Origin of the sequence: Schlesneria paludicola DSM 18645, assembly GCF_000255655.1 — a bacterium.
Taxonomy (GTDB): domain Bacteria; phylum Planctomycetota; class Planctomycetia; order Planctomycetales; family Planctomycetaceae; genus Schlesneria; species Schlesneria paludicola.
On record NZ_JH636436.1, the window covers coordinates 210530 to 234067 of the forward strand.

Annotated in this window: 18 protein-coding genes; 6 read left to right on the top strand and 12 right to left on the bottom strand. The window is 57.0% G+C overall.

What is annotated here, in order from left to right:
* Positions 1-516: 516 nt before the first annotated feature.
* On the top strand, positions 517-999 hold the full coding sequence (locus tag OSO_RS46210; protein WP_010587307.1) for a hypothetical protein: 483 nt from the start codon (positions 517-519) through the stop codon (positions 997-999).
* A 120-nt stretch (positions 1000-1119) separates the two neighbouring features.
* Positions 1120-2508: a DUF1598 domain-containing protein gene (locus OSO_RS0133935; protein WP_010587308.1), complete on the top strand. Its 1389-nt coding sequence runs from the start codon at positions 1120-1122 to the stop codon at positions 2506-2508.
* 34 nt (positions 2509-2542) lie between these two features.
* Here OSO_RS0133935 and OSO_RS0133940 read toward each other — a convergent pair whose 3' ends face one another.
* From OSO_RS0133940 to OSO_RS0133970, 6 genes are all read right to left on the bottom strand, one after another.
* Positions 2543-3262, bottom strand: a complete 720-nt coding sequence (locus tag OSO_RS0133940; RefSeq protein ID WP_237729381.1) for a PTS sugar transporter subunit IIA — start codon at positions 3260-3262, stop codon at positions 2543-2545.
* Between the two features lie 147 nt (positions 3263-3409).
* Positions 3410-4333 (bottom strand): sugar phosphate isomerase/epimerase family protein, encoded by a 924-nt coding sequence (locus OSO_RS0133945; RefSeq protein ID WP_010587310.1) that lies wholly within the window; start codon positions 4331-4333, stop codon positions 3410-3412.
* 403 nt (positions 4334-4736) lie between these two features.
* On the bottom strand, positions 4737-5492 hold the full coding sequence (locus OSO_RS46215; protein WP_157605849.1) for a 3-keto-disaccharide hydrolase: 756 nt from the start codon (positions 5490-5492) through the stop codon (positions 4737-4739).
* Positions 5493-5822: 330 nt separating this feature from the next.
* Positions 5823-6287, bottom strand: coding sequence for a hypothetical protein (locus OSO_RS0133960; protein WP_157605852.1), 465 nt, complete (start codon positions 6285-6287; stop codon positions 5823-5825).
* A gap of 285 nt (positions 6288-6572) precedes the next feature.
* Complete coding sequence (locus OSO_RS46220) at positions 6573-8195, bottom strand: serine/threonine-protein kinase (RefSeq protein WP_010587313.1); 1623 nt, start codon at positions 8193-8195, stop codon at positions 6573-6575.
* Positions 8185-8826, bottom strand: a complete 642-nt coding sequence (locus OSO_RS0133970; RefSeq protein ID WP_010587314.1) for a sigma-70 family RNA polymerase sigma factor — start codon at positions 8824-8826, stop codon at positions 8185-8187. The genes OSO_RS46220 and OSO_RS0133970 overlap by 11 nt, the downstream gene beginning before the upstream one ends.
* 278 nt (positions 8827-9104) lie before the next feature.
* Here OSO_RS0133970 and OSO_RS0133975 point away from each other — a divergent pair, with 278 nt between their 5' ends.
* Both OSO_RS0133975 and OSO_RS0133980 read left to right on the top strand, forming a co-directional pair.
* Positions 9105-9902 carry a 3-keto-disaccharide hydrolase gene (locus OSO_RS0133975; protein ID WP_010587315.1) on the top strand — a complete coding sequence of 266 codons (798 nt, stop codon included), beginning with the start codon at positions 9105-9107 and terminating at the stop codon, positions 9900-9902.
* Positions 9903-10068: 166 nt separating this feature from the next.
* Positions 10069-11214, top strand: a complete 1146-nt coding sequence (locus tag OSO_RS0133980) for a lactonase family protein (RefSeq protein WP_010587316.1) — start codon at positions 10069-10071, stop codon at positions 11212-11214.
* Between the two features lie 112 nt (positions 11215-11326).
* On the opposite strand, the gene OSO_RS0133985 is transcribed toward OSO_RS0133980, so the two are convergent.
* Genes OSO_RS0133985 through OSO_RS0134010 form a run of 6 tightly spaced genes read right to left on the bottom strand, consistent with a single transcriptional unit; the run spans position 11327 to position 19187 of the window.
* Positions 11327-13207 (bottom strand): alpha/beta fold hydrolase, encoded by a 1881-nt coding sequence (locus tag OSO_RS0133985; protein WP_010587317.1) that lies wholly within the window; start codon positions 13205-13207, stop codon positions 11327-11329.
* Entirely contained in the window at positions 13204-15765 is a 2562-nt protein-coding gene (locus tag OSO_RS46225; protein ID WP_010587318.1) for a glycoside hydrolase family 2 protein, read from the bottom strand. Before OSO_RS46225 ends, OSO_RS0133985 begins: the two co-directional genes overlap by 4 nt.
* An 18-nt stretch (positions 15766-15783) precedes the next feature.
* Positions 15784-16767 carry a DUF1839 family protein gene (locus OSO_RS0133995; protein WP_010587319.1) on the bottom strand — a complete coding sequence of 328 codons (984 nt, stop codon included), beginning with the start codon at positions 16765-16767 and terminating at the stop codon, positions 15784-15786.
* Positions 16764-17690: an amino acid--[acyl-carrier-protein] ligase gene (locus OSO_RS0134000; RefSeq protein WP_010587320.1), complete on the bottom strand. Its 927-nt coding sequence runs from the start codon at positions 17688-17690 to the stop codon at positions 16764-16766. Before OSO_RS0134000 ends, OSO_RS0133995 begins: the two co-directional genes overlap by 4 nt.
* A gap of 3 nt (positions 17691-17693) precedes the next feature.
* Entirely contained in the window at positions 17694-18893 is a 1200-nt protein-coding gene (locus OSO_RS0134005) for an acyl-CoA dehydrogenase family protein (RefSeq protein WP_010587321.1), read from the bottom strand.
* 27 nt (positions 18894-18920) lie between these two features.
* Positions 18921-19187 (bottom strand): acyl carrier protein, encoded by a 267-nt coding sequence (locus OSO_RS0134010; RefSeq protein ID WP_010587322.1) that lies wholly within the window; start codon positions 19185-19187, stop codon positions 18921-18923.
* A gap of 732 nt (positions 19188-19919) precedes the next feature.
* Between OSO_RS0134010 and OSO_RS0134020 the strand changes: the two genes are divergently transcribed.
* Both OSO_RS0134020 and OSO_RS0134025 read left to right on the top strand, forming a co-directional pair.
* Entirely contained in the window at positions 19920-20624 is a 705-nt protein-coding gene (locus OSO_RS0134020; protein WP_010587324.1) for a carbonic anhydrase, read from the top strand.
* 248 nt (positions 20625-20872) lie between these two features.
* Positions 20873-23422, top strand: coding sequence for a PSD1 and planctomycete cytochrome C domain-containing protein (locus tag OSO_RS0134025; protein ID WP_010587325.1), 2550 nt, complete (start codon positions 20873-20875; stop codon positions 23420-23422).
* The last annotated feature ends 116 nt before the right edge of the window (positions 23423-23538 follow it).

The following is a 23538-nucleotide window of genomic DNA, read 5'->3' on the forward strand; positions in this document are numbered from 1 at the left end:
AACGAAGGCCCGAACGGGCACCGCCATCCATAGCGAGCGGCGTTATAGAAATCGGCAAAAACTGCGTCAATACGATTTATTGACAAATGAACAGACGGACTACGGCCCGGAAGTCGAGAATCGGCTCATGAATGTGCTGAGACGTATGTTTTTCCTTCGTTTTTCTCTCGCACCTGATTCCCTCATTTTCTCCTCGATCCCAAGCTCCCCCTTGGGATCGACTTGTACACATTAGGAATGTGTCTCCCGGTCCGAGGCCACGTTCCTGCTCGCCTAAAAATCGAATCGTAAGAGGCGTTACCAAGCCGGAGCTTGGCAACGAGGGAACGGGGGAAATGGATGAACAAGACTCGAATGCTGACGCATCTCGGCTCACCTGAATTCATTTCTGTCGCGCTCCCAGGGGAATTGCACGGTGGCGGTCGCCCGCGACTTAGCGCCAGGGCTCACGTTTCGTAGAGTGATTGCTTACTGGCCGTCACGGTTCCTCGAACGTCAAAATAAGAAGTTCTCAAAATGGACAACCTGATTCCGTTTCTCTCTCGCTGGATTCACATCGTCACTGCGATCGTTCTGGTCGGGGGTACGATCTTTCTGCGATTCGTGCTGGCACCCGCCGCGGCACAGTTGTCGCAGCCCGAGCATGACAAGCTTCGAGAGCTGGTTATGAACAAGTGGAAGAAATTCGTGCATGGCGGTATCGCCTTGTTCATCATCAGCGGTTTCTATAATTTCATCTTCGTGCAAGTTCCGAAGCATCGCGGCGACGGCCTGTATCACGCCCTAATCGGAACCAAGATTCTGATCGCGTTTGCAATCTTCTTTATCGCGTCCGCCTTAGTCGGACGATCCCGTTCGTTTGAAGGGATGCGGAAGAACGCCAAGATGTGGCAGCTTCTGGTTGTGGTGCTCGCGTTGGTCATCGTGGGAATCTCGAGCTACGCGAAAATCAACCTGCCTGGTCGCGTGCTCGAACCGGTTGCGTCGGCGAAATTGTGAGCCGCGTGTTTTCGAGAATCGACGCCGGACAGAAATGTCTGTCGACTTGCCGTTTCTCGCGGTACGATCGACGAGTGCGGTGCGCTGTTCGCATGCACCATGCTCGTCAGGAGATCGTTCATGAACGCGATGTCGCGTTGGTGTCTGCTCGTCGTAATGCTGTTTCTGGTTCCTCGTCACTGTTGGGCGCAGAATGCGAACCAGGGCGGCGGTCAGAACAACGGCGGCAACAATCAGAATGCCGGTGGGATTGCGATTGATACTCAAGGAGTGCTCAGTCTGGTGGAGGTCGATGGAACCAACCAGACGTTGGACGCCAAGCGACGTCTGGCCGTGTCGCGGAACCGGCCCGCAGGGGATCTCAATCGCCGGTCCAAGCTTCGGTTTGTCTCACTTGTCGCACTCGAACGGGAAATTGATCAGCGTCTTGCCCGGAAAGAAGCGATCCCGGATGACCTGTTCTACCTGGCGGGGTTGCAGCGCATTGACCAATTGTTTGCGTTCCCGGCAGAACATGATCTGGTGATTGCCGGACCGGCGGATGGCTTTCTCGCTGACCCCGTCGGACGCATGGTGGGGATCGAGTCAGGGCACCCGACATTGCGATTGGACGATCTGGTCGTCGCACTGCGGACCGTTCGCACGTCGCGGCAACTAGGGTGTTCGATTGATCCGGTTCCTGAACGGATTGCCGAGCTGCAAAAATTTATTCGTCAGGGGGGCCCCGCGACGGCCGACGAAGTGGTTGCTCGATTTGAGCAGATGGATGACATCCTGGGGTTGCAGAACATTCGGATCGACGGCGTTCCACCCGATTCGCATTTTGCAACTGCGTTTGTCGAGGCCGACTATCGCATGAAACGGATTGCCAGTGGTCTCGAGAATCCGCAGGTGAAGGGTTTGAAGAGTCATCTGTCGATGATCGGAGCGAAAGGCAATACGATGCAGCGGTGGTGGTTCGTGCCCGCCTACGACCGCGTCGCGCGCAGCGAGGATGGTCTGGCGTATCAGTTGTCGGGACCACGGGCTCGCCTGCTGACCGAGGAAGAAGTGACCGATGCCAGCGGGAAGCGGTCGAGTTCGTCGACGATCAATCGTTCGGCGCAGGCGTTTGCCAAACAGTTCAGTGACGCCTTTCCGCGGTTGGCCGAACGTGCGCCGGTGTTCGGCGAGTTGCAAAATCTGATCGACTGGACGGTCGTCGCCGCGTTACTTCTCAACGAAAAGCTGGCCGAGCGCGTGGAATGGGACCAGTCGTTGTTTCTCGACGACACGCGAATGAGCTATCCGAAGTTTGACGTTCCCAAACAAGTCCCCTCACATGTGAGTTACAAGCGGAGCGGCGCGATGGTGGTGGGGCTGGTCTCCGGCGGTGTCGTGCTGAATCCGCGCGATGCCTATGAACACGCTCGAACGCTCGCGCAGGGTGAAGAACTCCAGGCCGCTCGGAAAAAAGCGACCGACGCGAATCGCCCGGCCGCACATCCATGGTGGTGGGACGCAGAATAAAGCGAGGCCGGGGCCACCGATTTGTTTCGAGTGTTCAAGCAATGATTTGCTGGTCGGCTTGCACGATGTACTCGTAGGAGCCCGCGCTGTCGTCGATGGCACGCAGGTCTTCGATGAAGCCGGGTGTTTGCAGCATGCGACCCAGGCGGGCCAGGACATGCAGATGCGTGCGTGAGTCGCGACAGACGACCAGGAAGAACATGTCCGTCATGACGCGATGCGGGGCACCAAACGCGATTCCACTGGGCAGTCTGCCGTAGGCGATCACAGATTGGCCCAAGGTGTCAGGGACGGGATTCCGCGGGTGAGGAATGGCAACCCCGTTTTCAAAGGCGGTGGAGAGCACCGTTTCACGCTCTTGAATCGCCGCCAGCAAGGCGGCGGGTTGCCAGACTTCCCAAGTTCGGCCAGCCAGTTCAACCAGGCTCTCTAGCACCGACCGCTTGGTACGGGCCTCGAGCGGAACCTGAACGGTTTCGGGGCGAAGTAGTGCGGCGACGGGATGGGCATCGGTGAACTCGGCCGAGCGATGTGTTTGCTCTAGCACCGCCAGCTCACGATCGGTGTACTCACGCATCTCTTGTTCGAGCCAATGCGTGATCTCGGTCGGGTGAAATTGCCATTCACCCGCCATTTTTCGTCCCGGGATACGACCCCGCTGAACGAGTTTCTCGATCTCGCGACGATCTCGTCCGAGTTGACGAGCCAGCTCATCAAGGCTGAACCACTCTCGCGACATTTTGCGGCCAGACATTCAAGGGCAGGATGATCGGGCGGATTTTTTGTGAACACTGTGTGTTGCAGTGTTAATCGAGGATCGCGACTCATCTTTTGACGTGGTCGAGAATCCTTCCCCTTACGCCTGAACACCAACTCCATGAGGGTCCGTCGTCGCGTCAGCTCAGGCGCTGGTCGCCTCGAGATGGCACATTGATTTGACGGTCGCGTGGCTTTGTTCGATCAGATGCGCGTAATTGGACTTCCATACATTACCCGACCACACCTGAATGTCAAAGTAACCCGCGAATCCGGCCGTTTGAAAGGCCTGAATCAGATTCGCCAGCGGAATGCTGCCTTCACCCGGCAGCCGACGATCATTTTCTGAAACGGGGGCCGATTTCGCGTCGCTCAACTGTACCACGCCGGTCAACGCGGCAATTTGGGGGATACGTTCGATCAGGCGGGGTTCCTGCCACAGGTGATAAGTGTCGAACGCCAGACAAACATGCGGGCGAGCGATCTCGTCGATGACTTCCAGGGTCAGATCGAGTGAATTCAAGAACGTCCAGCGTTTGCTGAAGTAGGGATGCATTGGCATGAGCGCCAATTTGGTTTGAGCCTCGTTGGCGTCGTCACCCAGTTCTCGCAGGGCATCGACAACCAGCCGGCGGCAATGACGTGCGGTGTGACCATTCTTCGAACCACCGACAACGATCACATTTTTGGCGCCGACGATTCCGGCTTCCTTGATCGCTTGCCGACTATCGGCGATCGCTTCGAGATAACTGAATCCGCATCCGCCTGTGAACCCACCGGCGAACGACAGCGATGAAACGGCCAGCCGTGCTTTTTGCAGCATTTCAGCTGAACGAGTTTCTCCGAACTCACTGACCTTCGGCCGCCAAAGGCCGATGCCATCGTATCCTGCCTGCTTCAATTGAACGACCTCGTCCAGCAACGACCACCGCAGGGTCGTCATCTGGCTGAGCGAGAGTTTCAAAGGAGCGACGGATTGTTGTGAACCGGCACTGTGGCCTAACGAACCAAATAGTCCGACATTCAAAGCGGCACTTTGAACGCCGTGCTGGGAGAACGGTTTGGTCACTCTGGGGGTCTCTCAAGACCTTTGGGTCAACGAGGAAGAAGGGACTGTCCTCGTAGGGATGATGGCCTGTTGCTGAAGTCCCAAGCCACATGGGGCAGGATTGTGTACAACCGATGTGCGATTGCCAAGAGCAATGAGCTTCTTTTATTCACATCAGAAAAATGCCGAGCGCTTGACTCGCATATCACGCTTGACAGGTCGATCCCGGAAACTCGCCAATCTGAATTGTTATTACTCTTCTCTGTGTCTCCGTGCCTCTGTGTCTCCCCTCATCCCCGCGGGACCCACTTGTACGTTTCGCGTACTTTGGGCGCACATGGGTGGTGAGCGAGACACAGAGGCACGGAGACACAGAGAAGAAGATGACACAGAGAAGATCAACGCAAGCAGAGCGAATGGGATCTCACTTCTTTTTCTTTTTGGGAAGAGGTGTGCGGTTGTCTTCCGCGGGAGTGAGTGGTGCTTTCGCTTCTTCGGCGCTCAGCGGGCGGACTTTGATCTCTTTGAGGCCTGCGGTGGTCGCGAAGCAGGAGATTCCGAAGGGGCGTGAAGGTTCGACTTCGCCGCGAATCGAAATTTTCTTCCCCTTCGTGGCGACGCTGACAACTTGCTTCTCGTCGATCCAGGCCATCAATCCCAATTCGGAAACACGCAGGCGGATCGTGTACCACTCACCGCTTTCAAACGATTCATACCGAGCCGTCTCGTTATTCGCGGCATCCAATCCGTCAAGGCTCGAGATTCCGACAACGCCACCACCCCAGCCTCCGATGATCAGGCTGCAGGGGTCTTCGTTGATTTCAAAGGTCAGGCCACAGAAGAAATCATTTCCTTCGATGCGTTGCGCCCGGACCACCACTTCGTAGTTCATCTTCGGCAGGTCTTCGCCGGTCCAGGTGATTCCGGTCATGTCGGAACCCTGCTGCATGACGATGACACCGTCTTTAACGGCGACGTCCCCTTCACCGCCGAAGTTCGTCGACGTCCAGTTCTTCAGCGTCTTGCCATCGAACAAGGATTTCCAGGTGGGATCTTTTGCGGCCGACACGGTCTGAACGCTGGAGAAGACTGCAGACGTTGCGGCGATGGCAAAGGCCAGCATGAGAATGCTCCGCCGCTTGAAGGTCACGGCGTTCACAAAGTTATTCAGGCGCGGCATCGTCGAAATCTCCAATGGCATGAATCAGTTATCGGACTCTCAAGAGAGCGGAGAAGATTATACCGCCTGAACTCGAAAGAGGCATTCGTTCGCGGCCAGTCCTGGCATTCGTGAATGCTTCTTCATCAAGATCGAATCACACGACGTGTCTATCGAATCTTATCTTCGCCGCATCGCCGAATGAGATCGAAAGCAAAACCCCGATCGGCACGCAAGAACGCGCCGATCGGGGTTTTGAGATTGCTCGTGAGGCTGCAACTACACTTGGGTGATTGGACTCGCACCCGTTTTGTATTCCAATGCCGCATCGAATATTTCGTTACCGCCGAGTTATCGAACGACGTCATCGTCGTCGACACCTCTTAGACGGCCCCGCATCGGTCCTATGGTGCGCGATGGTTCGACTCGTTTAAATTCATGATGATCGAACCCGCCGAGCGCTGCCTGCATCCCATCAGGGTCGTCTGGAAATCCAAGACCCTCGGCAGTATTGAGGATGGTTTTCAATCGCAAGGAAATGATATCGGCTTGAGACGCCTTACGCTTTTCCAATTGCTGATGGAGTGACGTCACACGTTCTTCGATGGCGGTCAGTTCTTCTTGACGCCGTTTCAGGTCTTGTTCGAATTGTTTGACGAGCTGTGACTGAATTGTTTCGGACGCGACCTTTCGGGCCGCTTCATCTTTGGACTCTTTCAGAATCTCCAAGGCATTCTGAAATTCCTTCATGCTTTGAAGCTCTTCTTCGGAAACGGGGACTTCGATCACACGTGCGACGCGTGCGGTCTCGGTCACGAGTCGTGTTCGAGTTGGCCGGTTTGGCATGTCGCTGACGTCAAATCCTGGAGCCGCATCACGCGTGCCACTTTGGAAGGTTGTTCTGTCCTTTACGGAATGCGAACGACCCTTGGGTGCCGCCGGAGCTACTGGTACAGCAAGGGGACGCTTCGTTGGTACCTGAGGAGACGACTCAAGTGTGTCTTGAGAGCAGACATATGCTGTCGCGCCGATCACGCTCAACAAGCATGCTACGCCGATCTGGATGTTTGTTCGGTTCATGAAACGATCCTTGAGCTGAGGTCAGGGGACTGGAGTTTGAGATTTGTCTTTTGGCGAAATTGCGAGCTGTTCCATCGCTTGCAGAGCGGTCTTGAGATCATGCAACTCTCGTTGCCAGGCATCGTCACTTGTCGTCTGCCGAATTGAATCCGTTGGATTCCAGCGGTTCTCGATGGCATCGAGCACCGTGCGCGTCTGATCGAGTTCTCGCTGCCACTCGTCCGGTGCGCTTGTGAAAAGTTGCTCAGCGTTGACACGCTCGTGCACCGACGGATTGACTCGATCGAGGTGAAGTGCAAAGGGATCAGTAGGTGAGCTTGGGCTGTCGCGAGGAAACTCTATGACTGGTGGTGATGTCGGGTTCGTGGGACCCGGGGCGAACCAACGGGACAATCCGATTCCCCCGAGCAGGCAGGCGGTGACAATTGTCGCCTGACGCACGACATTCACGATTGTTGAACGTCGCTGCAGCCAGCGCCTGTGCCAGTGCAGGCGACGTGATCGTCGGCCCTGTTGAAGGTGAGCGAGCAGCGATGACAGGCGTTGTTCGACTTCGCGGGCATCGCGATATCGGTCACCTGGATTCTTCGAGAGCAGGCGGTCAACCGTCTCGGCGAGTTCCGCAGGCACATCATGGTTGACTTCGTCGAGCGGACGATGCGGGTCGTGGCAGATGCGATTCAGAATCGCCATGGCGTGCTCGGCCCGGAAAGGAGGGCGGCCGGTGCACATGAAATAGATCACGCTGCCCAGACTAAACAGATCCGAACGATGATCGATCGGTTGGCCGCTCGCCTGTTCTGGTGACATATAGTGCGGTGTTCCCGCAACAATGCCGGTGCGCGTGAGCGTTGCGTCATCAACGGTGCGAGCCAAACCAAAATCGGAAATCAGCACGCGTTCCAGAGATTCTTCCAGCAGGATGTTCGCGGGTTTGACGTCACGATGAACCAATCCTTGAGCGTGTGCGGCCGCCAATCCTGCTGCCGCCTGACTGGCGATCCGCAAGACTTCTTTCGTGTCGAGCGGTCCACGTTCATCGACACGGGACTGTAGCGACTGGCCGGGAACGTACTGCATCACCAGGAACGGGGTGTCACCATCAGGCTGTACGTCGTAAATGGGAATCACATGCTCGTGAACGACGGCCGCGGCGGATTGCGCTTCTCGCGAGAAGCGCCGTCGCGCGGCACCGTGATTCGCCAGATGGGGCTTCAGCACTTTGATCGCCACCACGCGGTGCAGTTCCGTGTCGAATCCCTTCAATACGACACCCATTCCGCCAGCACCCACGACGCGTTCGACCTCATAACGACCGATCCGGCCGAGCATTTCGGGGTGACTGGGCGGCGACAGGAAATCGAGCGACACCGGTTCACATTCGGCCCCAGGTTCGTCGGCGCTACCGCCCTCGATCGAGATCACAACCGAGGAACCAATCGCACCCTGATAGGCGGCCGTATCATCGCCGCGGGCCAGTAACGTTTCACGGACTTCGCTTAGGAGTTCATGGTCGTCGGAGAGTTCGAGCAATCGCTGTTGGCAGCGGGGACACGTTTCGACATGATTGGCTGTCGAACGAAATTCGGCACTGGAATCGTCGGCGACCAGCAATTGTTTGAGGTGAGCATCGTTACATCGCATCGTCATCCTCCCACTGCTTGATCTCTTCACGCAGCCGTGTGAGCACTCGGCTGCGTGCGATGTAGACGGCACCGATGGTCAGGCCCAGTTCCCGCGCCACGTCATCGACGGGCCGGTTTTCGATTGCTGTGAGTGTGAATGCCCGCCAAGTGGCGTCTTTGAATGTGGATCGGACTCGATCCGCTGCGCGGCACAGGAGTTCTCGACGATGGGACAACCGGATTTCACGGCTCGAAAAACCATCGCTCGCCGGATGTTGTTCAAGCACGCCAAGCAACGACGTTCCGCCGCGTGCGGTGGCGTGACGGCGTCGCTGACTCGAAATGTCGATCAACTGATTGCGAGCAATCCGAAACAGCCAGGTCCGGAACCGAGCCCGATTGCCATCGGGTTGCCAACGTCCCACCGATCGGGCCACTGCCAGCATGACGTTCTGCACGAGTTCACTGGCATCGGCATCTTGCAGGCCCCCACGCCGAGCAAACCGGTAGACGAACGGTTCATAGATCGAGGTAAAATCGCGCCACGCCTCCGCGTCGGCCGTGGAAGGCAGACGCAAGATCAAGCTGGCTCGAGTTTCGGGGATGTTCGCCATCAAGGTCTCCTGAACGACATCATATACACGAACCATAAAGCGAATTCTTTCACGTTTTTTTGATTTCCTCGAAAAGGCAACAGGCAATTCTCCGTCGGCATTTCTCTGTGTCTCCCTCACCCCCGATGGACCCACTTGTACGTTTCGCGTACTTCGGGCGCATGGGTAGTGAAGGAGACACAGAGGCACGGAGACACAGAGGGAAGAGGGGAAGCGCCAGTGCTTTGCCTGGCGATTGGAAAGCGCTTAGGATCGTGGTTCTGCGCAAGGCGGATCTTTGAGTTGCGGTGTAATGACATCAGAGGGATTTCAGAATGACGATGTTGATGAATCGTGGCAGACTCAATACCCCGCGGATGGTTGCGGCCCTTTTCGTCGCTCTGCAGGGTTTCAGTTCGCAGCTTGCGATGGCTCAGAATGTTCCGCCTGCCGGATTCATTTCGCTGTTCAACGGTAAGGATTTGGCCGGTTGGCAGGGGGGAACGACATTCGATCCCGCGAAGCTTGCCGCGATGCCAGAGGCGGAACGCGCAGAGCAGATCGCCAAGTGGACGGCGACCATGAAGGAACACTGGCGGGTTGAGGCGGGCGAACTCATCAACGATGGTCTCGGCGACTATGCGACGACCGACAAATATTACGGGGACTTTGAACTTCTCGTCGAATACAAGACGGTTGCAGGCGCGGATTCCGGCATCTATCTGCGTGGTTGTCCGCAAGTTCAGATCTGGGATATCAACCAGCCAAGCCTGCCTGCCAACCCCGATCGCAATCCCAATAAGGGTTCGGGCGGACTGTTTAACAATCGTCCGAAAACCCCGGGCCGAGATCCGCTCGTCGTGGCCGACAAACCGTTTGGAGAATGGAATTCGTTTCGGATCATCATGGTGGAATCGCGAGTCAGCGTTTGGTTGAATGAGAAGCTGGTTGTCGATCACGCGGTCATGGAGAACTATTTCGATTCCAATCGAATGCTTCCCGTTCCGAAGACCGGGCCGATTCAATTGCAGACACACGGGGGAGAGATTCGCTGGCGGAATATTTTCCTTCGTGAGATTTTCCCCGACGAAGCGCAAAAAATCCTGGCGGCGGGTTCGGCGATCCTGAAGTGAGACGACGAATTCAGACGACTTGGAACGAGGCTCGCGAGTCTGTTTTCATTCCTCTAATGTACTCAACAACGAATGACTGACGAGTCGAATTGCAAACCTGTCGGAACAGAGTGGCTGTGCCACTAGCAGAACAGAGTGGCTGTGCCACTAGATCGAGGACCACTTGATGACTTGGAACAGAGTCTGCTTTTCCTTTTTCCTGGTGATGGGTGCCATGTTGACTGAATCCGCTTCCACGACGCGGGCCGACGATCCCGTGCTGTTTATTACCTCGTTCGCGGCCGGCGAACAGGGGGGCATCCAGGCCTATCAGTTCAACGTGATGACGGGAGCTTTAACACCGAAGCATCGAACATCCGGTGTCGAACATCCCTTCTTCATTGCACTTTCTCCTGACAAGCGGTTCCTGTATTCGATCCACGCCAAGTCCTTCGGCGGAAAAGATTCCGAAGAGGTCGCTGCTTACGCGCTCGATGGTCGCAGTGGTCAGATGACGCTGCTGAATCGGCAATCGAGTCGCGGCACGGCGAGCTGTTATCTCGATGTGGACTCAACCGGCAATACGGTCCTCGTTGCGAACTATTCCACCGGCAACATTGCGTCGTTTCCGGTCAAGAAGGATGGGGCATTGGGTGAATCGGTTTCGTTCTTTCAACATGTCGGCTCAAGCGTCGATCCGGCTCGTCAAACTGGCGCGAACGCGCACTGTATCGTCGTTAGTCCCGACAATCGATTCGCACTGGTGGCCGACCTGGGCATTGACCAGATTCTCACCTATCGCCTCGATGCGGCGACCTCGAAACTGTCGCCGTCTGAGCCGCCTTTTATCAAGTCGCCAGCAGGCGCGGGACCGCGGCACCTGACATTCCATCCCAACGGCCGCTATGTCTACGTCATCAATGAACTGAAGAACTCGGTGACGCTCTATGACTATGCAACGGCATCGGGGCAGTTGACCGAACGCCAAACGATTTCGACGTTGCCGCCGGACTTCACTGGTGTGACACATACCGCGGATGTGAAGATTACGCCAGACGGTCGGTATTTGTATGGAACCAACCGAGGCCATGACAGCATTGCCGCGTATCGGATCGCTGACGATGGCACGCTGACGTTGATTGAGATTGTCCCGAGTCGTGGTCAGGGACCACAGAATCTGTTGATTGCCGGGCATGGGGCGTGGCTGATTTGTGCCAATATGCCGGGCAACAATGTGGCGGTGTTTCAGATCGATGCCAAGACCGGCAAGTTGAGCGCCACCGGGGAACCGGTCTCGCAAATCAGCCCATCCTGTATCCGCTTGTTGCCGTAGTCAAAGAGTGTTGGCTCGCGTCCGTTCACATTACGGCGCGAGCAAGCCAACGAACTTGCGAACTCTAACCTCGGACGATGCCTCAAGATTCTGTCATCGTAGAGCGGCGGTGCTACGATGGGTATCGGCGATGGAGGTGTCGTATGATCCCGTCGATCAAATCGTTGCGGGCGGCGGTCACGGTGAAGGTATGGTCGGCGTCTTCGATGAACTCGATGTTCAGGTTGCCCCGTGCACGCAAGTCCTGGGCTTTTCGCTTGGCGTGGTAGTTGAGAATTTCGTAGCCAGGATCGGACACCGAAAAGAACATGGCGAGGTGACGTCCGGCTTGTTCGATGCGGCCAAGGTCGCCTGGTAGATCTTCCTCGCGCGGGTGTCCCAAACCACTCGAAGGGGCGGTGTCGGACAATGATGAGTCGTGCGATGCCGCGACCGATTTCCGGCGACCATATCGCTGGAAGACCATGGAGATCGCGCCGCGAACACCGATCTTGCTTCTGCCGGAAAGCAGGCGAAGCCATTTCTTGGGGTCGATCGCGACGCTCTGGTAATAGTGGAATGATCGTAGCGCATTCGTGGGTGAATCGCTTAACGTCATTCCTTCTTTCCAGAAGAAGGTCAGCGGGTTGATCAACACGGATTCGACGAGTGCGGGGTTGGAAATCTGTGCGGCCGATTGAAAGGCCGCATACGCCCCCGAGCACAGTCCCGCCATGACAATGCGTGTGGCGCCAAGTTGCTGTTGGAGTTCACGAATGACCAGATCAATGTCTCGAAAGGTCGTTGTGGGATAAGGATCATTCTCGCGGCCCCCGGGTTCGATAGGGCTATCACCCAATCCGCAGAGATCGATTCTAAGGCAACGGAAGCCTTCCGCGGCGAGCCGTCTGGCAAGGTGCACGTTCAGTCGATTCGGACCAACACGATAGGTCGATCCTCCATTGAGCAATACGATCATGGGATGATCGTAAGAAGGGGATTCCTTCGGTTCGCTGACAATGCCAAACAGTTGCGGTTGCCCGTTGATTGTAAACGTCGCTTCACGGATCGAAGCGTGTGCGGTGGCTGCCATGGTCGGGCCACTGGTCAGTTCAATCGAAGCGGGAAACGAGGCCGATTGTCGCGGTGTCAGATGCTGCAAAGAATTGCTCGTGCCATCCATCAACCAATCGACCAATTGCTGGATGGCGGTATCGGGGACTTCAGTGCGATGCGGCTCCGCCATCATCTCGTCGTAGCCAGCGGTGGAGATCTGCTGGACACGAAGGCCGAGTGAACTCCAGTGCTCAGACAACTTGCCATCGTCGGGCCGCTCGGCCGGAGTCGCGATCAGAATCCGGCCACAGTCGGGCGGCGATTTCATCAGGTCAATCACACCGAAGCTGGCGATCGTTTCGCTGGTGAGTTTAAATCCGGCCGCTTCGACGTCGTTCGTGGGAGCGGCAGGTCGCGCGGGGGCATCCGAGGTCAGGCTGATCGCTTTCATCTCGCGGGCATAGGCGCGTCCTTTGACAACTGGAGCCCAAAGGATCAAGTTGTCGATCTGACTTTCCGTCGTCGCCAGAGTGGCGAGCGTTGCGCCCAGGCGTAGTCCAATTACTGTGATCTGCTCGCAGCCAAGCGTCTCGCGCATCCAGTGGATTGCATCGTGGATATTCGACAACCACGTACCGACGCGATCAGAATCTTCGTCGAACCCGGGTGAATCTCCTGTCCCATGCCAGTCGAATCGCAGCGTCGGCAGGCGGTGCATCGCCAGCGTGTTGGCCAGGTGCCGCAGGGTGCGGTGGGAATGGATCTGTTCGTATCCCAACGGCGAGCAGATCACGATGCCATGATTCAAGCTTTTCTGAGAAGGATGCTCGTGCAGCCATGCAAAGCAAGGGCCACCGCGGCCATTCAAGTAGAACGCCATGCTCTGTGCGGCGATCGGAACACCCACAAGTCTGTCTCCCGTAGTGGTCGCCTCATCGCTCGGGGATGCCAACATCATTGTTCGTCTCGATTCAGGATGAGAGAAACCGACGTCGGCGTCTCGAGATTCAACGCTTCGATCTCGCCGCGGAGGACACTCGGCCGTGTTCCGGTTGCAATCAATCGGACAACTTTCTTTCGCTGCGGCGGCAAATGAAAGTCGTTGTCATCCGGGCGGAATCCCCCGATACGCAGACGGACATCATGCAGAAACCGATCCGATTCGATCGTCAATTGGCATTCTGTCGGGCTGGTCTGTCTGACCTCGGTATTGATGGTTGCCGAGGCCATGATCGACTCGCGTCTCCGGACGAAATATGAGGCATCGCTGATGATCCGACGATCCGCGTCGAGCAGTGAAACAATCACGACGTCATGATGTGGCGGACCGAATCGATAGGCATAGTTCGCGTCGTAGAAGCTGCCCAGCACTTCATCGGCGCTGATGCACTGACGTCCGCGTGCCGGCAGTTCCAGTGGTACCTCTTTACGTGCAACAATGACGTTGGGTTCTTTCCATAACGTGACTTCGACGGACCCTGTCCATCTTTCGTTCGATTCGTTGATGCTATGAATGTGCAGTCCATTCAAGCCTTCGTCCGTGATGACGATCTGGCGATTGCGCCACGTCCGTTTCAAGAAGTAGTAGGTGGCTTTGGGCAGGCCGGTGCTGTCGATGAGGCCCCAGCCTGCTGCGGGCCATAGATCTTTGAAGAACCAGACCAAGCCACCACGATTTTCACTGTGACTGCTCCGCCATTCGGAGAAGGTCTGGGCCATCATCTCGCCCGGGACGACGCGGCTGAGGTCCAGATATCGAGGCATATCGGTCGATCGAAGCATCACCGGATCGACGTTAAACAGTTGTTTTAAGTAGTGGTCCCGGACATCTTCGAAGTCCCAGCCCGCACCGGTGTCGCGTGGAACTCGCTGTTTCCATTTTGGATGGTGCATCGTCGGCAGGGCGCCTTCGGTGATCAGATTGATCGTGTCCGGTTCGGGTAGATTGGCGAAGCCCAAACATTCGGGTGTGAACTTTACGCCGGCCTGACGGAGTTCGGTGGGGGGGCGAAGGTACGCACCCACACCATAAAAATGACTGATCCCCGTCGACGGATGGAATGGCAGGACGCCGCCCGTTGGTGTCGAAGGGACGTAGGTTGTACCGGGATGCAGTTCCGCACAGAGCGCCGGCAGTCGCTCTGCGAACCAGGGGTTGCTCCAGCGCTCACGCGGCATGCCCAGCATGGCGGCTTGTTGTTCGACTTCGCTGTTGCCGCAATAGACGACGATGCTCGGGTGACTCGCCAGTCGTCGCAGTTGTTCGGTGGCCTCGGATTCAATATTGGCGGCGAACGCGGGATCATCCACGGGGTAATCCATGTTGGCGAACATCATGTCCTGCCAGACCAGAATTCCCAGTTCGTCGCACAAGCGATAGAACGTGTCGCTTTCATAGATCATCGTGCCGACCACGCGCAGCATGTTGGCGCCGGCCTCGCGCGCCAGTGTCAAGTCGTGGCGCAACGACTGTTCCGTTCCATCCAACGTGAAGACGTTCGAGACGGTCCAGCACGCACCACGGCAGTAGATCGGCTCGCCGTTGATGCTCAGCGAAAACCCTTGCTCGCGACAGACGCTTAGCGTTCGAAAGCCGACGGATCGATGATGCAAAGTGAATTGATTGGAACCAGACTCCAGTACGACGCGACACGGAAGCTGCGGTTGCGAGCCGTGCGTATGCGGCCACCACAACGGCGCGTCTGGCACCCGCAGTTCTCCGCTGAGTCGGACATCGCTGCCTGTGGTGTCTGCTCGGCCGCCCTTGGTGATCTCGATGTTGCATTCGAGTTCGCCGACGCGGAGAAGGACTCGATCGATCGGCACGGCGGCAGACAGGTCCGCGCTGAGCGAGACGATGCCCGTCGTTCCTTCGAGCCGGGTCGTGAGATGAATGTCGGTCAGAGACGCACTGGCTTGTTCGAGTCGAATGGCGCGCCAGGGACCGATGGCCGGGACGGGCGGTGACCAGCCCGGAATGCGTCCCAGTAGCGGCGTGCGTCGCCACCTGAGCTGTTGCTGCCCCACAAGATTTGTTTTCCAGCGCGGTCGTGGTCTCTTCTTCTGCAGATCCGCCGTCACTGAGCGAAAGCCGATGACGAGTTCATTGTTGCTGTCGAGTTGCCGCGTCACATCGATCGTGTATCGGCGAAACGCATTGTCGGTCGTCAGGAGCTGTTCGCCATTCAGCCAGATCTCGGCCAGGCTGGCTAAACCGTCGAAACATAGCCAGCGCCGCTGATCGACATTCGACTCGCTGGGGTTGGGGCCTGCAAACGACGTCCGGTACCACCAATCCAGGGCATCAATGTTTGTCGGATGTTGCATGTCCCAGCGGCCGACAGACTCGAGCGTTGCTGCGACGGTTCCCGGGACCGACGTTGCCAGCCATTCTGCGGGCAGCGCGTCGAGCTGTGAAGGACTCGTGATCGAGCCAGATGCATGCGAACAGCACGACCATTCACCGAGCGGCAGCGTCGGCGTCGTTGGGTCGTCACGTTCTTGAATCGCGAGCATCTGGTTCTTCCGAACGGTTCAATCGGCCAGCAGAAAAAGCGATTTCAAATCGTCGGTGGCAAGCTGCCACTGGGTGGCCATTTGATCAATCGGTGTCAAGTCCAAGGTTCGCTTCCGGGCCATGGCGCGGGCGAGTTGGAACTGCATCGTTTTTGCGCCGCTGGACAATCCTTCGTAGACGTCAATCGCTCGTTCGAGACGCGCGATGCCGCGCGCCTGCAGCCATTTCAGATAGGTTGCCGACAGTTCGTAACAGGCACCGAATTGACGCAGGGTGGCAAACGAGTATTGATGGAAAGTTTCAATTGGCTCATTGGCCAACCATTGCAAATCGGCTTCGAAGCGCGGTTTGAACTTGTGGAACGGATTTGCCGCGGGCAGTTTGTGCAGTTCGACCTTCAGGCGATCAACCGAGGCACGCGTCAGAGCCTCGCCGACGAGGGCCAAGGCGTTGCTGCGTTTGACGATTTCGACATACGGTGGAAGCACCGAAGGGTGCGGGAAACCTGACAGGTGCAGGATCTTGGCAAAGTCGTCGCCGCTCAGGTGGTAGTAGCCTTGACCGTGGAAATAGCCCAGATGCTGATTCGCCGGATCGATCTCGATCACGGCGACGGTCGATTTCATATGTTCGCGCTGGTACGCGGTTCCGGCGGTGTCGGGAAGGTAGTACGAGTCAAGTTCGACCAGGACCGGTCGCCCCAGGCTGACTTGTTCTTCCAGGTGCTTGACCAGCGGTCGCCAGATCATCAGTTCTTGAATCTCAAGTCCGAATAACTGATACAGGTCGACGTGCGGAAATTTGAAGAACGTCCACTGATCGCCTTCGAAATCCGCGGTCAATGTGAATGGCAATGCCGCGATCGGTTCGAAACCCCAGGCATGCAGGAGTTCGATCCAGACGTCGACATAGCAATTCGTCTCGGCCCACTGACGTTCGCCGCTATGAATGGCGTGCCGTTGGTACGTCGTTGGGTCGAGCGGGAAGACGTGGTTGCTCATAGTGCGAGTAAATTCTTGATGTCGGCGGGCCAGTGATCCGGATCAAGGCCATGCGTTTTGAACAGTGCCAGGGCAATCCGTTCCAGGCCGAACCCGATACAGGACGAGTGTGCGTATTGACCGTCGTCGGTCTTGATTTCGAATGAATGTCCGAAGTGATCGAGATGGCAGTTGCACGACGTGATGGCGGTGGGCTTTTCGGTGCTCGCCACGGCGATCACCAGTTCGTATTTCAGGTCCTGTTCTTTTTGCGTGGCGGCCATCATTCGTCCGCCGCGACCGAAGAAGGGATCATTGGCGAGGACGCGTTCGACTTTCAGGCCCACGCTATTCAGGATCTCTTCACCCAGGTTCAGCCAGTGATTGCGATGTTCAAGAGCTTGCTCGGGCGTTCCGAGCCGCACGAACTCGCGCTGGCGGAAGATCTGCATGCGGCAGGGATCGATCGACGGTTCGTGGCGAAACACGAACGATCGCAGATCGACCAGTCGGCCTTGTGCGGGCAATGTTCCCGTCGCCGTCGGATAAAGCGGATAACAGGCTGCGGGCGTCATCATGACTTCGGTAGGTGTCAGATCGCGCGTCCAGTCTTCACCTGCAGCTCGCTTTTGCAGCAGCTTGACGTGATCGCGTTCGTTGCCGGTGAAGCTGTGAACCGAACCCATCAAATCGGGAAAGGTTTCGAGGTGATTCGTTTTCAGATAGGCCTGACGATTCAGGATCGCCGGGAACCGCATCACCTCGGCTTTGAACCCCTTGGCACGCTGCGTCACAAGATGCTCGAACTGTTCGATGATGTTTTCGAAAACACCGCTGTGTCCGTACAGGCCTTTGACGCCCAAGGGGATCAAGAGTCCCGCTTTGGTCAATTGATCGAGGTAAGCCTGGTAAGAGGCGGTCAGCACATCGTTCGAGATGCACATCGTTCAATGTCCTTCTTTGTGAACCATCAGCATGGTGGCGTTCAATTTTGTGATGCGGTCGTTGTTGACCATCAGGGCGGCGCCGTACGAGTCGCGCAGATGACGGGCCAGACTGAACTTGGAATCGTTGCGATAGCCAGAGATTCCGCAGATCAAAAGCGCCTTGCTGACGATGTCCACAATCCGCTGCGAACAGGACACCTTCAGGTTGTTGGTGCGAATCGAGAAGCCGAATCCTTTGAAGGCATCGGAGCAATTTTGTTCGAGCAGATCCTGATACTCTCGCGTCAGACTTTTGACGTTGTGCCGCATTTCTTGCAGGACCTGGTCCACTTCTGCCAGTCGAATGGCCGAGATGGGCGTCTCGCCCGGTGTCTTGCGGGCTTCGACGCGGACGAACGCGCGGGCGCGATTGACGGCGTCCATGGCGATGCCCGACCAGAGTGCACCCCAGACAATGTGCGAATATGGATGCATCGTTTCCGTCAGGATTTCTGTGAACGAGACCGGCAGGATTTGTGCCGCATCCCCTTCCGCCGTCAATGTGAATCCAGAACTGCAGGTTCCGCGAAAGCCCATCGTGTCCCACGTCGACAGCGGGATGGCCGTGAATTCACCGCGTCGGACCATCACGTGCACTTGATCGCTGGCGGGTGATTCGGGCGAACGGCGGCAGGTGACCAGGATGTCATCCGCTTGCAGCCCATACGAAATCACAGGAGCCTGTTTGGTCAGTTTGAAGCGATCGCCGTGCGTCTCGACTGCGCAGAGGCTCGACAGCAAATCTCCGCCTGTTCCGATTTCGGTTGTGGCAGATGCCATCAACAGTTGTTGTTCGGCAAGTTGCCGCAGGTAGTCGCGAAAGTAGGCCGATTGCTGCCCGTGTCGCACGACACACGCCACCTGGATGCAGTGCATGGCGTAGATCATCGCGGATGAACCGCAGTACTGACCCAGGACTTCGCACAGTTCGGCGATCTGGCTGATGTTCAGTCCCATGCCGCCGTATTTGGTGGGAACGTAGGCGCTGAGCAGTTTGGCTTCGCGCAGTGCAGCGAACGCTTCTGTGGGAAACCGTGCCTCACGGTCCACACTTTCGGCATGTGCGGCGAGCGACTGTTTTCCGACGGCGTGGACCTGCCGGACCAGTTCGTGGAAATCGACCGTCGCATCCAGGCTGCAATTGCAGGCGAGCGTATTCATGAGGTTCCAAGCATCTTCCAGGGAACATTACTTCGTCAGGTTGGAAACGGCTTCGGTGATGGCGGAAATGCTTTTGAATGTTTTGCGGCTGAGCATCGATTCCGGGAATTCGATGTCGAAACGGTCTTCGAGCGCCAGCATGATTCCCACGGTGGCAAGCGAGGTCAGGCCGACGTTGTACAGGTCGGCATGCTCATCAAGGCCACCGACATCACACGACAGTCGTCCATGTTGAGACAGGATCTCGCGGATTGTTCCAGAGTCGACGCTGACAGTGTTGGTAAGGTGATTCATCGTTCGGATACCGTTTCACAACAAACAACAGGGAACCGTAAATTTACAAGGAACCGTAACGAGGGACGTTCAGTCCACACGTCCGAGACAATTTCAGAAACCTGCACACTCCCTAAAGGGGATGGGCGGGTTTTCGAGGCACGCTTCAATTCTTGGCTGCGGTCTGGTGTCGGGAACGTTCATGGGCTCAACGGAACACACACCGGCAGCAGGAACCAGAGAAATTTTTGGTTCAAAAGCTCCTCGTGTCTGGCCCGTCACAGCAACACTCGCCACAGGGTGACGTTGCTGCAAATGAATCGAACAGGTTTGATTCGGCTTCCTGCGAAATCCCTGCAGGTTGCGCCCTCGAGCGGCTCGATCCGATTGGAAGCCTAGCTTGAGAATCCCCGCGTGAAACAAAAATGTTGCGGTCCGGCCACTGACTTTGTTCACTTTTCGCAAAGGTGACGATTCCGCACATCGTCACGAAGATTCGTCGTTCCAACAGCTTTGGCGACAGTGTATTACGTTTTCTTAATGAATCTGCTATTGAATGATTCGGGTGACGATTTCCGTTCAGAATTGTAGCCTTCGATCAGAGTTCCGCCATGTCGGATTTGCATTCACCGGATTTCGTTGTATTTGGCGAAATGATCGGTCTACGATTCGGGACATTGATCGCAAATTTCCAGTGATTGCCACGGTATCCAGGTCTTACAAACAAGCACCAAAAGGAAGGATGATTTCGCGATGGACCAACTTCTGACCGGTCTGCACCAGTTCCATACGGACATTTTTCAGCACGAGCGGTCATTTTTCGAATCATTGGCATCGGGACAGCATCCGAGTGCCCTGTTTATCGGTTGTTCGGATTCGCGCGTCGATCCCTCGATCATCACGCAAGCGCGGCTCGGTGAGCTCTTTGTTTTGCGGAACGCAGGCAACATCGTTCCTTGCCACGGTGCCTCAAACGGTGGTGAACCCGCCACGATCGAATATGCGGTCACTGCATTGGGTGTCAAAGACATCATTATTTGTGGCCATTCGGGATGCGGGGCAATTCAGGCGATGTTGGAACCGCACAGGATGGACAAGCTGCCGCTGGTTCGCGGCTGGCTGAATCACGCCGATGCCACCCGGCAGATCGTTGCCGAAAATTATTCGCAATACAGCGGCGAGGAACTTCTGGAGATTGCGGTTCGTGAGCATGTGCTGGTTCAGATCGAGAATCTGCAAACGCATCCCTCGGTGGCCACGAAACTGCAGCGGGGTGATCTGACGTTGCATGCCTGGATCTACGGGATGAATACGGGCGAGATCCTGGCGTATTCCACGAAAGACGGCGGGTTTGCGTCATTGACGAACCTCGATCCGCGTGAAGGCAGCAAACGCAGCGTGGCCAACCACCGCGAATCGAAAGGCACGAAGAGCTCGAAGAAGAAGTCGCGTGCCTGACCGACGAGATGGTCTTCGGGTGGCCGGGACTGGACGAGCGAAGCGCTGGACGCCCGGGGTTTCGGCAAACCCCACCAATCCCGGCCCTGCCCCCCCCCAAGATTTCGCTGTGAAGAAGCACGAGTGGTTTCGGCGATTTCGGCGGGCGTCCTTCATGCTCTGGCTGTGGCGAATTGACCTTGGTGTCAACGGAGGTGATACTCACAGGTGGCCAATCGTCCAGAGTTTGCCGTCGTGAGGTGTTGCCGATGTCGTTTGCTCGTGCTTGTGGGCTCACACTGCTTCTGATCGTCGCCTCGGGCGTTCACGCGGATGATTCGCCTGTCGACTACATGACGCAAGTCAAACCGTTGCTCGCGAAGCATTGTGCTGGCTGTCACGGGGCACAGAAGCAGAATGTGGGATTGCGTGTCGATTCGGCTCAGGGGTTGTTCGTCGGTGGTGACAGCGGTCCGGTCGTGATTCCCGGTGAGTCTGCCAAAAGTCTGCTGGTTCACGCCGTGACAGGGACCGAGAACGCCTCGCAGATGCCGCCCGAGGGGCCACCGCTGAGCACGGACGCGATCGCGTTGATTCGGCGTTGGATCGATGCCGGCGCGAAATCGCCGGCGGATGAAGTGGTCGAAGCGGCGGCGGCGAAGACCAGTGATCACTGGTCGTTTAGGCCGATTCACCGGCCAACCGTGCCTGTCGTGACGCGATCCGGATCTCTGCGGAATGGCATCGATAATTTCATTCGTAGCCGGTTGGAGCACGACCGGCTTGAGCCGGTCGAAGACGCCGATGCCACGACCCTTGTTCGACGCGTTCATCTGGATCTGCTGGGGATTCCACCGGCAGTGGAAACGGTGCGGGAATTTCTTGAGGATCAATCGCCCGATGCGTATGAACGGTTGCTCGACCGCCTGCTGGCATCGCCCCACTATGGTGAACGCTGGGGACGCGACTGGCTCGATTCGGCCCGCTATGCCGACTCGAACGGCTTCACGCGTGATCAGCCGCGAACGATCTGGAAATATCGCGACTGGGTGATCGGCGCTTTCAATCGCAATCTGGGATTCGATCAATTCACGATCGAGCAGCTGGCGGGGGATCTGTTGCCCAACCCGACGTTGGATCAACTTGTCGCCACCGGATTTCACCGGAACACGCTGATCAATGAAGAAGGCGGAACTGATCCCGAACAGTTCCGCGTCGAGGCGGTGGTCGATCGAGCCAACACGACAGGGACCGTCTTTCTGGGGCTGACCGTCGGGTGCTGTCAGTGTCACGACCATAAGTATGATCCACTGTCCCAGCGGGAGTATTACCAGTTTTACGCCTTCTTCAATTCGACCGAATTCACGCCGGGGAATCAGACGTTACCCAAGATTGATGTCCCAACCGCTGACCAGATTCGGATGGGTGAGCCGGAACGGGCCGCGCAGATTCGCGCGGAAATCAGTCGGCTGGAACAAGAATTGAAGGATCGTGATGCGGACATTGCCGCCGATCAGACGGCATGGGAGAAGCTGCTGACGGAAGACGACAAGAAGAAGCTTCCGTACAATATCAAGAATGCAGTGGATCTGGTGGTGGCGGATCGGTCGGACGTTCACAAACGCGATTTGAGCAACTATTTCCGCGGCCTACCACAGGCACGCGAAAAGCATCCACAACTCAACGAGATTTCTCGACTGCGTGACCTCGAGCCGAAGTTCGCTGTCACCATGATCACGCGTGAGAGTGCCGCACCCCGCGAAACGCATATTCATGTTCGAGGAGATTTCCTGCGTCAGGGGGCACGCGTTGAGCCGGCCGCTCCGGCAGTCCTGATCTCGACAGGGGGGCAGGGGCCCATGGGAAGCCGCTTGAAGCTCGCAGAATGGCTGGTGTCGTCGGGCAATCCCTTGACCGCGCGCGTGATCAGCAATCGGTACTGGCAACGACTGTTCGGCCGCGGACTGGTGGAAACCGAGAATGACTTCGGGACCCAGGGCGACCGGCCGACGCATCCGGAGTTGCTCGATTGGCTGGCCAGCGAATTCCGTGATGTCAGCCCCTCCTCGGCGGCAGGTCCCGCCTGGGATTTGAAGCGACTGCTGCGATTGATGGTTTCGTCGACGACGTACCGGCAATCGTCGTTCGCGCGTGCGGACCTTGTGGAACGTGATCCATTGAACAAGTTGCTGGCACGCCAATCACGATTGCGGATCGATGCCGAGATGATTCGTGATACGGCGCTTGCGGCGGCCGGCCTGTTGACGGAAGAACTGGGCGGGCCGCCGGTCTATCCGCCGCAACCCGAAGGCGTGTTTGATTTCACTCAGGATAAAAAGCCCTGGAAGACGTCGACGGGGCGCGACCGGTTTCGGAAGGCGATGTATACCCATCTGTGGCGATCCAGCCTTTACCCGTCGATGGCGGTTTTCGATTTCCCTGAACCGAATGTCGCCTGCACCCGCCGTGTCCGCTCGAATACCCCCTTGCAATCGTTGACCCTGGCGAACGACGAAACCTTCTTCGAATTTGCTCAGGGGTTTGCCGTTCGGTTGCTGGAATCGGCGGCGTCGGACGACAGTCAACGCCTGGGGATGGCCGTGGAGACTGCAGTGGGGCGGGAACCGACGTCGCTGGAACTGGCTCGGTTACGCGGCTACCTGCAGCAACAGCGGGAACGGTTTACGCATGACGTTGCCGCTGCGGAACAGTTTGCCCCGAAGTCCAAGCCCGCGAACTCGTCTGTTCAGGAGGCCGCGGCGTGGACAGCGGTGGCCCGCGTTTTAATGAACCTGGATGAGTTCATCACGCGGGAATAGGCGACTTTACGGCGTGCCGGACGAGATCGAGTTTCCTTCGTTCCACGTTTTCCTTCGTTTCACGGTCACGAAATGTGACAGGGGGCGAGGTCCGCCGACGACTTTGTGCCAAGTTG

What these genes read in the sequence shown, in the direction of transcription:
- OSO_RS0134025 (WP_010587325.1), top strand. Translation starts at nt 20,873, where the DNA reads ATGTCGTTTGCTCGTGCTTGTGGGCTCACACTGCTTCTGATCGTCGCC.
- OSO_RS0133935 (WP_010587308.1), top strand. Translation starts at nt 1,120, where the DNA reads ATGAACGCGATGTCGCGTTGGTGTCTGCTCGTCGTAATGCTGTTTCTG.
- OSO_RS0134005 (WP_010587321.1), bottom strand. Translation starts at nt 18,893, where the DNA reads ATGAATACGCTCGCCTGCAATTGCAGCCTGGATGCGACGGTCGATTTC.
- OSO_RS46225 (WP_010587318.1), bottom strand. Translation starts at nt 15,765, where the DNA reads ATGCTCGCGATTCAAGAACGTGACGACCCAACGACGCCGACGCTGCCG.
- OSO_RS0134010 (WP_010587322.1), bottom strand. Translation starts at nt 19,187, where the DNA reads ATGAATCACCTTACCAACACTGTCAGCGTCGACTCTGGAACAATCCGC.
- OSO_RS0134020 (WP_010587324.1), top strand. Translation starts at nt 19,920, where the DNA reads ATGGACCAACTTCTGACCGGTCTGCACCAGTTCCATACGGACATTTTT.
- OSO_RS0134000 (WP_010587320.1), bottom strand. Translation starts at nt 17,690, where the DNA reads ATGTGCATCTCGAACGATGTGCTGACCGCCTCTTACCAGGCTTACCTC.
- OSO_RS46210 (WP_010587307.1), top strand. Translation starts at nt 517, where the DNA reads ATGGACAACCTGATTCCGTTTCTCTCTCGCTGGATTCACATCGTCACT.
- OSO_RS0133995 (WP_010587319.1), bottom strand. Translation starts at nt 16,767, where the DNA reads ATGAGCAACCACGTCTTCCCGCTCGACCCAACGACGTACCAACGGCAC.
- OSO_RS0133970 (WP_010587314.1), bottom strand. Translation starts at nt 8,826, where the DNA reads ATGGTTCGTGTATATGATGTCGTTCAGGAGACCTTGATGGCGAACATC.
- OSO_RS0133975 (WP_010587315.1), top strand. Translation starts at nt 9,105, where the DNA reads ATGACGATGTTGATGAATCGTGGCAGACTCAATACCCCGCGGATGGTT.
- OSO_RS0133940 (WP_237729381.1), bottom strand. Translation starts at nt 3,262, where the DNA reads ATGTCTGGCCGCAAAATGTCGCGAGAGTGGTTCAGCCTTGATGAGCTG.
- OSO_RS0133985 (WP_010587317.1), bottom strand. Translation starts at nt 13,207, where the DNA reads ATGATGTTGGCATCCCCGAGCGATGAGGCGACCACTACGGGAGACAGA.
- OSO_RS46215 (WP_157605849.1), bottom strand. Translation starts at nt 5,492, where the DNA reads ATGCCGCGCCTGAATAACTTTGTGAACGCCGTGACCTTCAAGCGGCGG.
- OSO_RS0133980 (WP_010587316.1), top strand. Translation starts at nt 10,069, where the DNA reads ATGACTTGGAACAGAGTCTGCTTTTCCTTTTTCCTGGTGATGGGTGCC.
- OSO_RS46220 (WP_010587313.1), bottom strand. Translation starts at nt 8,195, where the DNA reads ATGCGATGTAACGATGCTCACCTCAAACAATTGCTGGTCGCCGACGAT.